This window comes from Metallibacterium sp. (genome assembly GCF_054637675.1).
In genome coordinates, this window is sequence record NZ_JBTSRB010000005.1 from 1 (window position 1) to 12,753 (window position 12,753).

A 12,753-nucleotide genomic window follows, 5' to 3' on the forward strand; every position below is an offset into this window, starting at 1 on the left:
CTATCCGCAGCAGTTCGCAAGCGCGGGCACTCGCCCCCATTGGGCGCCCAGAATGACTACGGATTTACCCATGACGTTCTCGATTTGATGCGCGTTGAAGTTCAGATGTGAGCCCCTTTCCTACCGGGAGACGACCAACGGAAGTCCCTAAGGGACGAACCAACGGAAGTCCCTAAGGGAGGGGTTGGGGTGAGGATACGGCGTCGGCCGAGACTTCAGTGGAGCATGCTGATCGCCGCGTCGCTCCGAACCCATCCGGCGCTGGGCGCCATCCTACGGCAGGCTCAGGACAGGCTCTTGTCCCGACCCTCACGCACGGCGCTCGGGCGTTCGCCAGCCCATGATCTGCCCGCGGAAGATCATGGGCGCGCTGACTCACCCCTGTGGCAAAAGGGGGAAAACAGATCGCGGCGATCAATGCCGCGCGCACAACGGTTCCGGCCCCATCGGGGCTGAAGATTGTGCGGCGTTCAACTCACTGACCCGGCGCGTCGAAGTAGTGCAGGAACTCGGAATTGGGCTTCAGCAGCAGCACGCCATGGCCCTGACCGAAACTGCGCCGGTAGGCTTCCAGCGAACGGTAGAAGACGAAAAATTTCGGGTCTTGACCGTAGGCCTTGGCGTAGGTCTCAGCCGCCTGCGCGTCACCCTGACCGCGCAGCTCCGAGGCCTGGCTATCGGCTTGCGCCACCAGCACCTGCGCCTGCTTGTCGGCGTCGGCGCGAATCTTGGCGGCGGCTTCCTCGCCGCTGGAACGCAACGCGTTGGCCAGGCTCATGCGCTCGGCGCTCATGCGCTTGAATACCGACTCGCTGACCGACTCGGGCAGATCGATCTGCTTGATGCGCACATCGACGATCTGCACGCCCAGCGTGCGCATGGCCGAGGTATTGGCCTGATCGCGCACGCGCTTGGTCACATCGTTGCGGCCACCCGACACCAGCTCATCCAGCGGCAGCGCGCTGAACTCGAAACGCAACGCGTCCTTGACCATGGGGCTGAGGCGCGCCTCGGCCTGGGTCTCGCTACCCGCGGTGGACTGGTAGAACAGCGCCGGATTGGCCACGCGCCACTTCACGTAGAAATCGACGTTGACCACTTTCTTTTCGGCGGTGAAGTAGCGCTCCGGCTGCGCATTGAGGGTAAGAATGCGCTTGTCGAATTTCACGTCCTCCTGCACGAACGGCAGCTTGAAATGCAGACCCGGTTTGTAGTCGCTGCGCACGATGCGCCCGAACTGCAGCAGCAGCGCCGACTGATCCTGGCGCACGGTGAACATGCTGTTGTAGCCGAGCAGCACCAGCAACACGGCGATGGCGATGAGGATGGGCTTGCTCATGACTGACCTCCCTGCGTGCTGCCGGCCGAGGTGATCGGAACCGTGCTTTGCGACGCAGCCGCCGAGCTGCTGCTTGCCGCGGGCGCTTGCAATTCAGCGCCCACACCCGGCAACAGCGCCGTGGGCGTGGTCGGCGCGGGCGCGCTGGGGTGCGGCAAGGGCAAATAGATCAAGTTGCGGCCCGTGCCCTCATCGACCACCTTGGTGTTGGCGGCCATGACCTGTTCGATGGTTTCCAGCCACAGGCGCTTGCGCGTCACCGCGGGCGCGGCGCGGTATTCCTTGAGCATGGCCAGGAAACGCTGCGAATCACCTTGCGCGCGCACCTCGCGCGTGATCTCGTAGGCCTGCGCGCTGGCGACGATGCGCGCCGCGTTGCCGCGCGCCTCGGGCAGGATCTTGCTGGCGTAGGCCTTGGCCTCGTCCTCGATGCGCTGCTTGTCCTCGCGCGCCCTGTTGACGTCGTCGAACGCGGCTTTCACCTCGGCCGGCGGCGAAATGTTCTGGAAATTGACCTCGGTGATGGTGATGCCGGTGTTGTAGCTGTTGAGCAGTTGCTGCAGGGACTGTTGCGTGGCCGCCACCATGGCCGCGCCCTCGCCGGACAGAATCGTATCCATGGTGCTGGCGCCGACCACGCGCCGCACCGCGGCCTCGGCGGCCTGACGCACGGCCTCGTCCGGATCTTGCATGGAAAACAGATACTGCTCGGCGTTGTTGACCTGGTACTGGATGTTGAAATCGACCTGCACGATATTCTCGTCCTTGGTCAGCATCTGCATCTTGTCCGAGACCGAGCGCACCGAGGTCATGTCGACCTTGCGCACGTTTTCAAACGGCCGCGGCAGCACGAAATGGAAGCCGGGTGGCAGGGTGCGATCATAGGCGCCGAAGCGCGTCACCACGCCAACCTGACTGGCATTGATCACGGCCCACGAATCGAACAGCAGCCAGGCCAGCAGCAGGGCGACGATGATCGTGCCCACGCCGCCGGCACCGCCGCCGCGAAAATTGCCGAGACGCTGGCGCAGACGCTTCAGCCAGGCCTCCAAATCGGGGCCTTTACCGCCACCAGTACCGCGTCCCCACGGGTCGCGTTGGCCGCCGCCGGGCTCATTCCAGGCCATGTCGTGTCACTCGTCAGATGAATGTTCAGGGCTGCGCACACCGCGCACAGGCTGCACCAGCGTACGCAATCGAAGCCGCCGTGCTGCTCGGGTTCGACGCCGCACAGAACCCTGCGCGGGAAGCGATGCAGCATCACCAGGCGGCGCGCGCCGCGCATGTCCCCAAGGGCATGCGTCGCGCAGCCGCGGCATTTTAGCAGCCTGCGCGCGTCTGCCGGCGCGCGCGGCGAAAGATCAGGTTCACGGCAGCGGCCCCAGCAGCGCATTCAGCGCGGCGCCAGCCTGGGCGCGTAGCGGCTCCAGCACGCTGCGCGGCGCGTCGATCTGCAAATGCCAGCCGCGGTCGTCGAAGTGCTCCGCGGCGAGCGCGCCCAGCACCTTGAGCCGCGCATGCAGGCGTCCAGCGTGCGCATCGAGATGCAGCTCGCCGCGCACGCGCGCGCCGCCCAGGCGCTGACCCAGCGCGCTGCGCAGCAGATCCAGCCCAGACTCGCGCGCCGCGGCCAGCCACACGCGCTGCGCATCACCGGCGCCATCGCGATCCAGCGACGGCTGCCGATCCAGCAAATCGATCTTGTTCATGACTTGCAACTGGGGCACCGCGCCGGCGCCGATTTCCTCGAGCACCTCGTTGACCACCCGGATGTGCTGCTCGCGCTCGGGATCCGCGGCGTCGGTGACGTGCAGCAGCAGATCGGCGTCGCGCGCCTCGGCCAACGTGGCGCGAAACGCGGCCACCAGATCGTGCGGCAGCTTGCGCACGAAACCGACCGTATCGGCCAGCACCACCGGACCGCAACCCAGTTCCACGATGCGGCGCACGGTGGGATCGAGCGTGGCGAACAGCTTGTCGGCGGCGTAAACATCCGCGCTGGTCAGTGCGTTGAACAGGGTCGATTTGCCGGCGTTGGTATAACCGACCAGCGCCACGCGCAACACACCGGCATCGAGGCGCGCGCGGCGCTGCTGGCCGCGCTGCGTGTGCACCTTGTCGAGCCGGCGCTGCAGTTGCTTGACGCGCTCGCCGAGCAGGCGGCGGTCGGTTTCGAGCTGGGTTTCGCCAGGGCCGCGCATGCCGATACCGCCGCGCTGGCGCTCGAGATGGGTCCAGCCGCGCACCAGGCGCGTGGCCAGGTGCTTGAGTTGCGCCAGCTCGACTTCGAGCTTGCCTTCGTGCGAGCGCGCGCGCTGCGCGAAGATGTCCAGGATCAGCCCGGCGCGATCGACCACGCGCACGCCAAGATGCGCTTCGAGATTGCGCTCCTGCACCGGGCTGAGCGCGTGATCGACCAGCACCAGATTGGCGTCCAGTGCCGCGATCAGGGCCTTGATTTCGTCGGCCTTGCCGCTGCCGATGTAGAAGCGCGGATTGGGCGCATCGACGCGCGCGCCAATGCGTTCCAGCACTTCCGCGCCGGCCGAGCGCGCCAGTTCCTCGAACTCGCGCGCGTCGGCTTCGGCATCGCTGCCGTTGCGCGCGTGCGGCAGCACCAGCAACGCGCGTTCGCCTTTCTTGCCGCGTTCGAACAGGGTTTTCAGGTCTTGTCGTCCTGTGCTTCGGACGCGCTCTCGGCGTCATCTTCGTTGCCTACGCGCACCGCGCGCGACGGCACCACGGTGGAGATGGCGTGCTTGTAAACCATCTGGCTGACCTGGTTGCGCAGCAGCACCACGAACTGGTCGAACGATTCGATGGTGCCCTGCAATTTGATGCCGTTGACCAGGTACACCGACACCGGAATGCGCTCGCGGCGCAATACGTTCAAAAATGGATCCTGCAGCGATTGTCCTTTGGACATTTGACTACCCCTCGCACGCGGGTCGGCCAAAAGAGCACGTCGCACCGGCGACGGTCCCGACCCAACGCCGCGAGTTTAACGCAAGCCTGCGGCGCTGCCGCGATCTGTGGCGCCAAGAAAGTCATGCACCAGCGCCGCGGCGCGCGCGAGCAGATCAGCGGCAAACGGCTCCAGCGCATGAATGTCGGCCTCGGCGCGCAGCCAGGTGAGCTGACGCTTGGCCAATTGCCGGCTGGCGTGGATGGCCTGCATGCGGAACTCGGCGAAATCGGTCGCGTCACGCAGATACGCCCAAGCCTGACGATAACCCACCGCGCGCAAGGCCGGCAACTCGGCATGCAAGTCGGCGCGCGCGCGCAGGCGCCGCACCTCATCCAGAAAACCTGCGCCCAGCATCGCATCAAAGCGCGCCGCGATGCGCTGACGCAGCGCTGCGCGATCCTGCGGCAGCAACACTAGCTTCAGCACGCGCCACGGCAAGGCTTCACCACCGCGCTGCTGCAACACGCTGAGCGGCTCGCCGCTGCGCGCGATCACCTCCAGCGCACGCTGGATGCGCTGCGTATCCGTGGGCCGGATACGTTGCGCGGCCGCTGCATCCAGCGCGGCGAGGCGCGCATGCAGCGCCGGCCAGCCGCGCGCGGCGGCCTCGGCGGTCAACTGCGCGCGCAGCGCGGGATCGGCCTCGGGCAGCGGCGACAGACCGCGCTGAAGCGCGCGAAAGTACAAGCCGGTGCCACCGACCAGCAGCGGCACGCACCCGGCCGCCTGCGCGGCCTGCATCTCGCGCAACGCATCGGCGCGGAATTCGGCGGCCGAGTAAGGCTGCGCCGGGTCGCGCACATCCAGCAGCGCGTGCGGGTAGCGCGCCAACGTGGCCGCGTCGGGCTTGGCCGTGCCGATATCCATGCCGCGATACACCAGCGCCGAATCGACGCTGATCAGCGCCAGTGGAAAGCGCTCGGCCAGCGCACAGGCCAGCGCGGTCTTGCCGCTGGCGGTGGGACCCATCAGGAAGATCGCGGGCGGTAGCGCGGCACCGGCCTTGCTCATGCGCCGCCACTCACGCCCACGACTCGGGAATCGTATCCAGCAGCTCCGGCAGATACGGCGCCCAGGGCTTCCACGCATCGAGCGCATCACGATGCACTTTCTGCCGTGCCTGCCAGACGCTGGCGGTACGGATCGACTCGGGCGCCGTTGACGCCGCGCCAACGGCCGCCTCGGGCAGATCGAGAAACGCATGCAACTCGGCCAGCACCGCGTCGGTGTCGCTGACCAGACGCGTGTAATCCAGTGCGTAGAAAGGCACCGGCAGCGTGGCGCGCCAGTGTCGCATCAGCCGCGCCTCGCCGCGCGCGAACGCGGCGATGTCGGCGAAATCGTAGGCATAGCCGTTGTCCTCATGCGCGAACATCTGCCGATAAATCGACAGCGCGGTAGCACGCGCGCCGCGCTGGCAATGGATCACGCGCAACCCGGGCAGCAGCGCCGCGGCCATGCCCAGATGACGAAAGTTGAGCGGGTTTTTGTCCACGATCACGCGCGCCGGCGCATCGTCGCGGCGCAGTTGCGCCGCGTATAGCGTCGCGGATTCGCGCATCTGCGCGACCTGCCGGCCGCCGGTTTCGACGTGCAAGGCCAGTTGCGCCAGCCAGTTCAGCTCACCGCGATTGCGCACCTCGGGATGCCGCGCCAGCAGACTGGCGGTGAGCGTGGTGCCGGTGCGCGGCAAGCCGACGATGAGCACCGGGGCAAAGCCCAGCCGCTGCGCTTGCGGCGGTGGCGCGGGCTGCACGATCTGGCGCTGCACGAAGGCATCGAAGCCACGCGCCGACCACTCCACGCGCGGGCGCATGGCCGCGTTGGCGGCGCGCAGCTGCGGCACGGCCTGATCGAACGCGCCGACATCGGCCAGCACCTTGGCCCAGGCGAAGCGCGCGGCGATGCCGGCCTCGCTGGACGGATCGGATGCGTGCGCGGCCCGCTCGATCAACCGCGCATCGGCTTCGTCGAGCTGCTGGAAGCGGTGCGCCGCGGCCAGCCGCAACCAGCCCGAGGCGAACTGCGGCTGCATGGCCAGCGCGCGGCGCAAATGCACGCGCGCCTGTTCGAAGCGGCCCAGCTCCAGCGCCAGCTCGCCGGCGGCGGCGTGCATCCCACCATCCTCGGGCATCTGCCTGAGTGCACGCCGGGTGAGATCCAGCGCAGCACGCGCATCGTCGCATTCGCGCATGAATGCCAGCGCATCGCGCCACTGCGCGTCGGTCGGCAACGCTGGCAGTGAGTCCAGCGCCACCTGTGCCGCCGCCTGCAGTCGCCCTTCGCTGCGCAGCAAATGCGCCAGTGAAGCCGCCGCGCCGGCGTGCGTCGGCTGCACCGCCAGCACCGCGCGCAACTCGCGCTCGGCGGCGTGCCGTTCATCGACCATGCGCAGGCCGTTGCCCAGCAGATAACGCAGCTCGATCTGTTCGGGGTGGCGCTGCAAGCCCTGCTCAGCCAGCGCGATGGCGGCGCCCGCGGCCTGCTGCTGCAGCAAGCCCTGCACCAGCGCCGACCAGTCGTCCGCGCGCGGCAAGGCGGCGAGCAGCGCGCGCAACAAGTTGTCGTAGGCACCGCCCACGCCCAGACGCTGACTGTCGCCGCGAAACGTCGTCAGCAGCGCGCTGCTATCCATCACGCGCTTTTGCCACGTGCGTGCGCGACCACGCGCCACAGATAAAACCCGGCCAGGCTGCGGTACGGCGCCCAGCAGGCACCACGCTGGGCCAGCGCGCGTGCGCTGGGCGGCCTGTCCAGTTCATCGACCAGCGCCGCGCCCTGACGCACGCCCAGATCGTCCAACGGCAGCACATCCGGGCGCCCGAGGCGGAACATCAGCAGCATCTCCACGGTCCAGCGGCCGATGCCGCGCACCGGCGTCAGCGCCTCGATGATGGCCGCATCGCTCATGCGTTCCAGCGCGGTTGCGCCGGGAATCGCACCGGCCTGCGCGCGTGCGCCCAGATCGCGCAGCGCCGCCAGTTTGTTGCCGGAAACCCCGGCGGCGCGCAACGCTTCATCCGGCAGCGCATCCAGCCCCGCCGCGCTGATCTGCGCGCGTGGCATCAGCGCGACCACGCGCGCGGTGATCGTGGCCGCGGCCTTGCCGGACAATTGCTGGTGCAGGATCGAGCGCGCCAGCGCGTCGACGCTGTTGAAGCGCGCGCTGAAATCGAATTCAAGCGGACCGATGCGACGCATCCAGCGCGCCAGGCGCGCATCGCTGCGGCGCAGGTGCGCATGCGCGACTGCCAGATCGAACCCGCGCGACGTGCGTATCGTCATGTTGCCATCCCCGGTGCGCGCTGCAAGCGGCGGGCCAGCGTGATTGTCGCCGCAGCTCATACTGCGCTCAAGCCGGGCGCCGCAGGCAAGCTGCGCCGTGCTCAGCCTTGGCGCCGCAAACACGCGGCACCGAGCGCCAGCCAACCGATGATCAAGGCCACGCCGCCGAACGGCGTGATCAGCCCAATCCAGCGCGGCGCGCCCAGCGCTAGCGCGTACAGGCTGCCGCAGAACAGCAGCATGCCCAGCATCAACGCGTTGCGCGCCACTTGCCGCGCGCGGCCAGCGGGCGCTGCCAGCATCACCAGCGCGAGCGCCAGCGCATGCCAGAACTGGTACTCCACCGCGGTGTGCCACACCGCCAGCAGCGACGCGGATAGATGACCTTGCAGCGCGTGCGCGCCGAGCGCGCCCAGCGCCACCGCACTGGCGCCGAAAACGGCCACGGCCCAGGCCTCGAAGCGACTGCTCGGCGCGCGCGCCGCGGCGGATGGGTGCGCCTGTTCGCTCATGGTGTGCCGCGCAAGGCCGCCCATGCGGCCGCGGTGGGTGGCGGCCGCAACGCCGCCTGCGCGGGTGTCCGGCTCGACGCCGCAGACGACGGCGTGACGGGCAGCGCGGGCGGCAGCCGCGTGGCCTTGGCATCCAGCGCGTCGCGCAGCAACGACCAGGTGCCCGGCGCCAGTTGCCAGGTGTGCGCCTGCACGCGCGCAGCGGTGCGCGCCAATCCGGCCGCGGCCTCGGGCGGCAGGCCACCGACCGGCGCCTGAATGCCGATATTGCCCAGCGCATGGCCATCCTGGCCGCGCCATGCGCTCAGCGTCAGCAGGCTGCCATCGCTGAGCAGCGCGCGCAGTTGCAATGCCCGCGGCGGCGTGGCGATGCGCGCATACACGCCGCTGTAATCCAGGCCATCGAAGATGCCCAACAGCAGCGAACCCAGCGCCAGAGGCTGACGCAGACCGCGCGGTGCCGTCACCACGCGCGGCGCGCCATCGAGGCTGCGATCGATCAGGAAACGCGCGCCGCCCGGACCGATCAGGTCGATCTGCAGCACTGCATTGGCGGGCAGCGACAGCAGTGGATGCTGCATCCAGTCCACCGCACGGCTCGGCGGCGTGACATCACCCGCGACCAGCAGGCTTTGCGCGTGCCCGCGCAGGCGCACGAAGGTGCCTTCCTGGCGCGCGTCGTAGCGGCCGATCAGCAACTGCGGCAAGGCCTGCGGGCTGGACAGTTGCAATACCAGCCCGGCGCCCGGCAGGCCGGGATTGGCCACGCCGAGCAGCGCATACTGCGCGGCAAGACGCGTCTTGGCCTCGAGAATGCGCGCGCGCGCCAGCCGCGCCAGCCAGTTCTGCACCAGCGTGGCATCGGCCGGCGCGCCGAGCTGCCGCACCCACCAACCGCGCGTGCTGCGCAGCAGGCTTACGCTGGCGCCTCGCGCCGGCTGTACTTCGATGCGCGTGACACGCCCGGTGTTGGCGGCCAATCGCGGCAGCAGCAGTTGTCCGGCCACACCCGCGGAAGGCAGCGGCGCGTGGCGGCCGGGGCCGAATGCATCCAGCAGCAGCAACAGCAGCACGACCGCGAACAGTGCACCCAGCGCGCGCCAGCTCATGTCGCCATGTTCCCACGCCAGCGCCGCCACGCTGCCAGCAGCAGGCCGAACAAGGCGATCAGCGCCGGCAACAGGAAAATATCCAGCGTCTCGATGTGCCACTGCAGGCGCAGGATGCGCGCATCCAGATCGCGTTCGATGCGCCGCAGTTCGTTGCGGATCTCGCGCTGCTGCTCGCTGGCGGCGCGATACCCGGCCTCATGCAGGCCGATGCTGGCGCCGGCCGCCCTGCGCGCCTGCTCGATCTCCAGCAGACGTTGCTCGGCAGCATCGAGTTGTTGCTGCAAGGCCAGACGGCGTTCGCGGAACGCCTGCTCGGCCTCGGCGCGCAACACGCGCAGGCGCGTGAATGGGCGTGCCGCCACGGCGCGGCCGCGGATCGAGATCAGCGCACTGGAGCCGCTGAGGTTGTCGACCACGTTGAGGAAGAAATCGCCGTTGTTGGCGAATGGACTGGTCAGCGTCTGACCAAAGAACGGCAGCAACTGCACCCACAACCGGTCGCTGAGCAGGTCGGTGTCGGCGACCAGCACGATATCGGCCTGCTGCGCGCCCGGTGCCAGCGCGCCGGTCAGGCGCGCGGCCAGCACATAGCGGCCGCGCGCCTGACGCAAATTGTCCAGCAGCGCCTGCGGATCGGGCGTATCCAGCACGCGCTGCACCGAGGCGCTGCCGGCATCACCGCTGGATTGCAGCAGTGGCACCAGACGCAACCGCGCGTGCTCGGTTTGTTCGAAGCTGCCGACGGTGGACACATTGATGCTGCGCAGGCCGGCGGTGATCACATCGTCGTGGCTGAGCTCGGCACGGCCCAGCCCGAGCACCGCGGGGTCGGGCGCCGGCACCATGCCGGGTTGCAGCGCAACGCTGCGCGCCAGGGTCGGATCAAGCACGACGCGATCCGGGTCGAAACTCACGCCCCACTCCGCGAACAAGGGTTGCAATGCGCGCCAACTGGCTTGCGCGCTGGCCACGGCCCGCGCCGGCGGCAGGGTTTCCGGATCGGGATCGATGAACAGCGCCAGATGCCCGCCGCGCAGCAGAAACGCGCGGATCGCCTGTACCGCACCGGCGCTGAGCATGTCCGGCTGCACCAGCAGCAGTACGCGCACCGCGGCGGGAATCGCGGTCAGCGTGCGCCCATCCAGCGGCTGCACGCGGAACAGTTGCCCGAGCTGCTGAAATGTCGTCCACGGTGGCAATCCTGGCACGTCCGCGCTGCCCGGCGTGCCCTCCACCGGAAGGCCGCTGATCAGCCCCACCAGCGGTCGCTGCGGGGTGACCAGCTCGTGGATCAGACGCGCCACGTCGTATTCGAGAAAAGCCTCCTTGTCCGGCTGCAGGAACGGAATATCGGCGATGCCGGTGGTGGCATTGGTGCCGACCAGACCGAAAATCACGCGCTGTCCCTCCGGTCCCACCGGCAGCGCGCTGAGGCCGGCGGCCAGCGCGCGATCCTCGGCTTCGGAATACGGCCGCGGATCGACCAGCGCCAAGCGTACACGTCCCCGCGAAACGCGCGCGACTTCGCGCAGCAGCGTCTGCACGCGCCGCGCATACGCGCGCAGTTGCGGCAGATCACGCGCCGCGTGGCGCGAAAAATACAGAGTCAGTTGCACGGGCTCGCGCGGCGAACGCGCGATGGCGCGCGTGCCCGGCGCCAGGGTGTAGATGCGATCCCGGGTGAGATCGATCCGCCACCCGCCCAGCAGCCGCGTGCCGACCTGCACCACGGCCACATACAGCAAGGCCAGCGCCAGCAGCGCGAGCACGAGGCGCAAGCCGCGCGTGGATGCAAGCACGCGCATCAATCAGCCTCGACGTGTTTCAGCAGCAGCGCACCGGCGCACAGCCAGACCGCGATGGTGACCACGAAGAACAGCACATCACCCAGATCCAGCACGCCGCGCGCGATGTGCTGGAAGTGCGCCAGCATGCTGAACTCGAACAGCGCTTGCACCACGCCCGGTGGCAACAGCGGCGCCAGCGCGTCTTGCACTTGCGGCGCACCGCTGAGCAGGTAGGCCAGCCCCACCACCAGGCTGAGCATGAAGGCCACGACCTGATTGCGCGTCGCCGCGGACAGACAGGTGCCCACCGCCAGCAGCGCGCCACCCAGCAGCATGCTGCCCAGATAGGCCGCCAGGATGGCGCCGTTGTCCGGATGACCAAGGTAGTTCACCGTCAGCCACAGCGGAAAGGTCAGCATCAGCGCCAGCGCCACGAACAGCCACGCCGCCAGAAACTTGCCCAGCATCGCCGCCAGCGGCGTCAGCGGCAGTGTCAGCAACAACTCAAAAGTGCCACCACGGCGTTCCTCGGCCCACAGACGCATGCTCGCCGCGGGCACCAGCACCAGCAGCAGCCACGGCACGAAATCGAAGAACGCGGTCAGATCGGCCTGCCCGCGCGGGAAGAAATCGCCCAGGAAAAACGTGCACACACCGGCCAGCAGCAGGAACACGATCAGGAACAGCCACGCCACTGGGGTGGCCCAATAGGCATACAGCTCGCGTCCCAGCACCGCGCGCAGGCCGCTCATGTCATGGCCTCGCCGGCGTCGGTCTCGGTCATGCTGCGGAACACATCGTCCATGCGCCCGGCCTCCAGCACCAGTTCACGCGGCTGCACCTGATAACTGGCCAGCAGTGTCTGCACCCTGGGCAGCAGTTCACGCCCGGGTTTGGGCAGCACGGTGACGCGCCCGCTGAGCGCGTCGATCTCGACTGTATCGACCTCGGGCAGCAGGCCCAGCGCGGCGCGTACCGGGCCGGCGGCCGGCGCGGTGAAACTCACCGCGCCGCGATAGCGTGAGCGCGCCACGAACTCGGCCGGCGTGGTGTCGGCCAGCAGCCGCCCCCGCACCAGCAGCGCGAGGCGATTGCACAACTGCGGCACATCCTCGAGCAGGTGCGTGGAGACGATGATCGCGCGCTCGCGCGCCAAACCGCGCAGCAGCTCGCGCACGCTGGCCTGCTGGTTGGGATCAAGTCCGTCGGTGGGCTCATCGAGGATCAGCGCCGGTGGATCGTGCAGGATGGCTTGCGCCAGCCCGACGCGGCGGCGCTGGCCCTTGGACAGCGTGCCAATCGTTTGCGCCAGCAGGTTTTCCAGCTCCAGCGCCTGCACCACGCTTTCGTAGCGCTGCGCCAGATGCGCGCGGCGCAGGCCACGTATGCGCGCCACGAACATCAACAGCGCATGCACGCTCATTTCCGCATACAGCGGCGCGCCCTCGGGCAGATAGCCCAGCACGCGCCGTGCCGCCAGCGCTTGGCGCTGCACGTCGTGGCCGCCGATGCGCGCGACGCCGGCATCCGGCGCCAGCGCGCCGGCGAGCATGCGCAAGGTGGTGGTTTTGCCGGCGCCATTGGGTCCGAGCAGGCCGAGAATCTGCCCCGGACGCACACTCAGGCTCAACCCTCGCACGGCGCGGCGCGCGCCAAAACTGCGTTGCAGGGATTCGGCTTCGATCATGTCGCCAATCGCGCCCTGCGCGCCGCGCACAGGGCGCTCCCGCATGCAACGGAAGCACCCGGG

The 12,753-nt window shown here is 68.7% G+C and carries 12 protein-coding genes; all 12 read right to left on the bottom strand.

The window, feature by feature from the left end:
* Nucleotides 1–475 precede the first annotated feature (475 nt).
* A complete protein-coding gene (gene hflC / locus ACYDAT_RS02745; protein WP_461439586.1) occupies nt 476–1,339 on the bottom strand; it encodes a protease modulator HflC in 864 nt (287 codons plus the stop codon).
* Nucleotides 1,336–2,466, bottom strand: coding sequence for an FtsH protease activity modulator HflK (hflK, locus tag ACYDAT_RS02750; protein WP_461448413.1), 1,131 nt, complete (start codon nt 2,464–2,466; stop codon nt 1,336–1,338). The genes hflC and hflK overlap by 4 nt, the downstream gene beginning before the upstream one ends.
* A 240-nt stretch (nt 2,467–2,706) precedes the next feature.
* On the bottom strand, nt 2,707–3,996 hold the full coding sequence (hflX, locus tag ACYDAT_RS02755) for a ribosome rescue GTPase HflX (protein ID WP_461448469.1): 1,290 nt from the start codon (nt 3,994–3,996) through the stop codon (nt 2,707–2,709).
* A 5-nt stretch (nt 3,997–4,001) separates the two neighbouring features.
* The gene (hfq, locus tag ACYDAT_RS02760) at nt 4,002–4,265 is read right to left on the bottom strand and encodes an RNA chaperone Hfq (protein ID WP_461439584.1); all 264 of its coding nucleotides are present in this window, start codon (nt 4,263–4,265) and stop codon (nt 4,002–4,004) included.
* A 75-nt stretch (nt 4,266–4,340) separates the two neighbouring features.
* On the bottom strand, nt 4,341–5,318 hold the full coding sequence (gene miaA, locus ACYDAT_RS02765; RefSeq protein WP_461448414.1) for a tRNA (adenosine(37)-N6)-dimethylallyltransferase MiaA: 978 nt from the start codon (nt 5,316–5,318) through the stop codon (nt 4,341–4,343).
* 10 nt (nt 5,319–5,328) lie between these two features.
* A complete protein-coding gene (locus ACYDAT_RS02770) occupies nt 5,329–6,942 on the bottom strand; it encodes a sulfotransferase family protein (RefSeq protein WP_461439587.1) in 1,614 nt (537 codons plus the stop codon).
* Entirely contained in the window at nt 6,942–7,592 is a 651-nt protein-coding gene (locus ACYDAT_RS02775; protein WP_461439582.1) for a DNA-3-methyladenine glycosylase family protein, read from the bottom strand. The genes ACYDAT_RS02770 and ACYDAT_RS02775 overlap by 1 nt, the downstream gene beginning before the upstream one ends.
* Nucleotides 7,593–7,693: 101 nt before the next feature.
* Nucleotides 7,694–8,104 (bottom strand): DUF423 domain-containing protein, encoded by a 411-nt coding sequence (locus ACYDAT_RS02780; protein WP_461448415.1) that lies wholly within the window; start codon nt 8,102–8,104, stop codon nt 7,694–7,696.
* Nucleotides 8,101–9,213: a hypothetical protein gene (locus tag ACYDAT_RS02785; protein WP_461448416.1), complete on the bottom strand. Its 1,113-nt coding sequence runs from the start codon at nt 9,211–9,213 to the stop codon at nt 8,101–8,103. The genes ACYDAT_RS02780 and ACYDAT_RS02785 overlap by 4 nt, the downstream gene beginning before the upstream one ends.
* Nucleotides 9,210–11,021 carry a Gldg family protein gene (locus ACYDAT_RS02790; protein ID WP_461441228.1) on the bottom strand — a complete coding sequence of 604 codons (1,812 nt, stop codon included), beginning with the start codon at nt 11,019–11,021 and terminating at the stop codon, nt 9,210–9,212. Before ACYDAT_RS02790 ends, ACYDAT_RS02785 begins: the two co-directional genes overlap by 4 nt.
* On the bottom strand, nt 11,021–11,755 hold the full coding sequence (locus ACYDAT_RS02795) for an ABC transporter permease (protein WP_461439578.1): 735 nt from the start codon (nt 11,753–11,755) through the stop codon (nt 11,021–11,023). Before ACYDAT_RS02795 ends, ACYDAT_RS02790 begins: the two co-directional genes overlap by 1 nt.
* On the bottom strand, nt 11,752–12,735 hold the full coding sequence (locus ACYDAT_RS02800) for an ABC transporter ATP-binding protein (RefSeq protein ID WP_461441227.1): 984 nt from the start codon (nt 12,733–12,735) through the stop codon (nt 11,752–11,754). The genes ACYDAT_RS02795 and ACYDAT_RS02800 overlap by 4 nt, the downstream gene beginning before the upstream one ends.
* Nucleotides 12,736–12,753: the final 18 nt, after the last annotated feature.

Excerpts from the sequence above, each read along its gene's own strand:
- hflK (WP_461448413.1), bottom strand. The coding sequence starts at position 2,466 with ATGGCCTGGAATGAGCCCGGCGGCGGCCAACGCGACCCGTGGGGACGC.
- ACYDAT_RS02790 (WP_461441228.1), bottom strand. The coding sequence starts at position 11,021 with ATGCGCGTGCTTGCATCCACGCGCGGCTTGCGCCTCGTGCTCGCGCTG.
- ACYDAT_RS02780 (WP_461448415.1), bottom strand. The coding sequence starts at position 8,104 with ATGAGCGAACAGGCGCACCCATCCGCCGCGGCGCGCGCGCCGAGCAGT.
- ACYDAT_RS02800 (WP_461441227.1), bottom strand. The coding sequence starts at position 12,735 with ATGCGGGAGCGCCCTGTGCGCGGCGCGCAGGGCGCGATTGGCGACATG.
- hflC (WP_461439586.1), bottom strand. The coding sequence starts at position 1,339 with ATGAGCAAGCCCATCCTCATCGCCATCGCCGTGTTGCTGGTGCTGCTC.
- hfq (WP_461439584.1), bottom strand. The coding sequence starts at position 4,265 with ATGTCCAAAGGACAATCGCTGCAGGATCCATTTTTGAACGTATTGCGC.
- ACYDAT_RS02770 (WP_461439587.1), bottom strand. The coding sequence starts at position 6,942 with ATGGATAGCAGCGCGCTGCTGACGACGTTTCGCGGCGACAGTCAGCGT.
- ACYDAT_RS02795 (WP_461439578.1), bottom strand. The coding sequence starts at position 11,755 with ATGAGCGGCCTGCGCGCGGTGCTGGGACGCGAGCTGTATGCCTATTGG.
- miaA (WP_461448414.1), bottom strand. The coding sequence starts at position 5,318 with ATGAGCAAGGCCGGTGCCGCGCTACCGCCCGCGATCTTCCTGATGGGT.
- ACYDAT_RS02785 (WP_461448416.1), bottom strand. The coding sequence starts at position 9,213 with ATGAGCTGGCGCGCGCTGGGTGCACTGTTCGCGGTCGTGCTGCTGTTG.
- ACYDAT_RS02775 (WP_461439582.1), bottom strand. The coding sequence starts at position 7,592 with ATGACGATACGCACGTCGCGCGGGTTCGATCTGGCAGTCGCGCATGCG.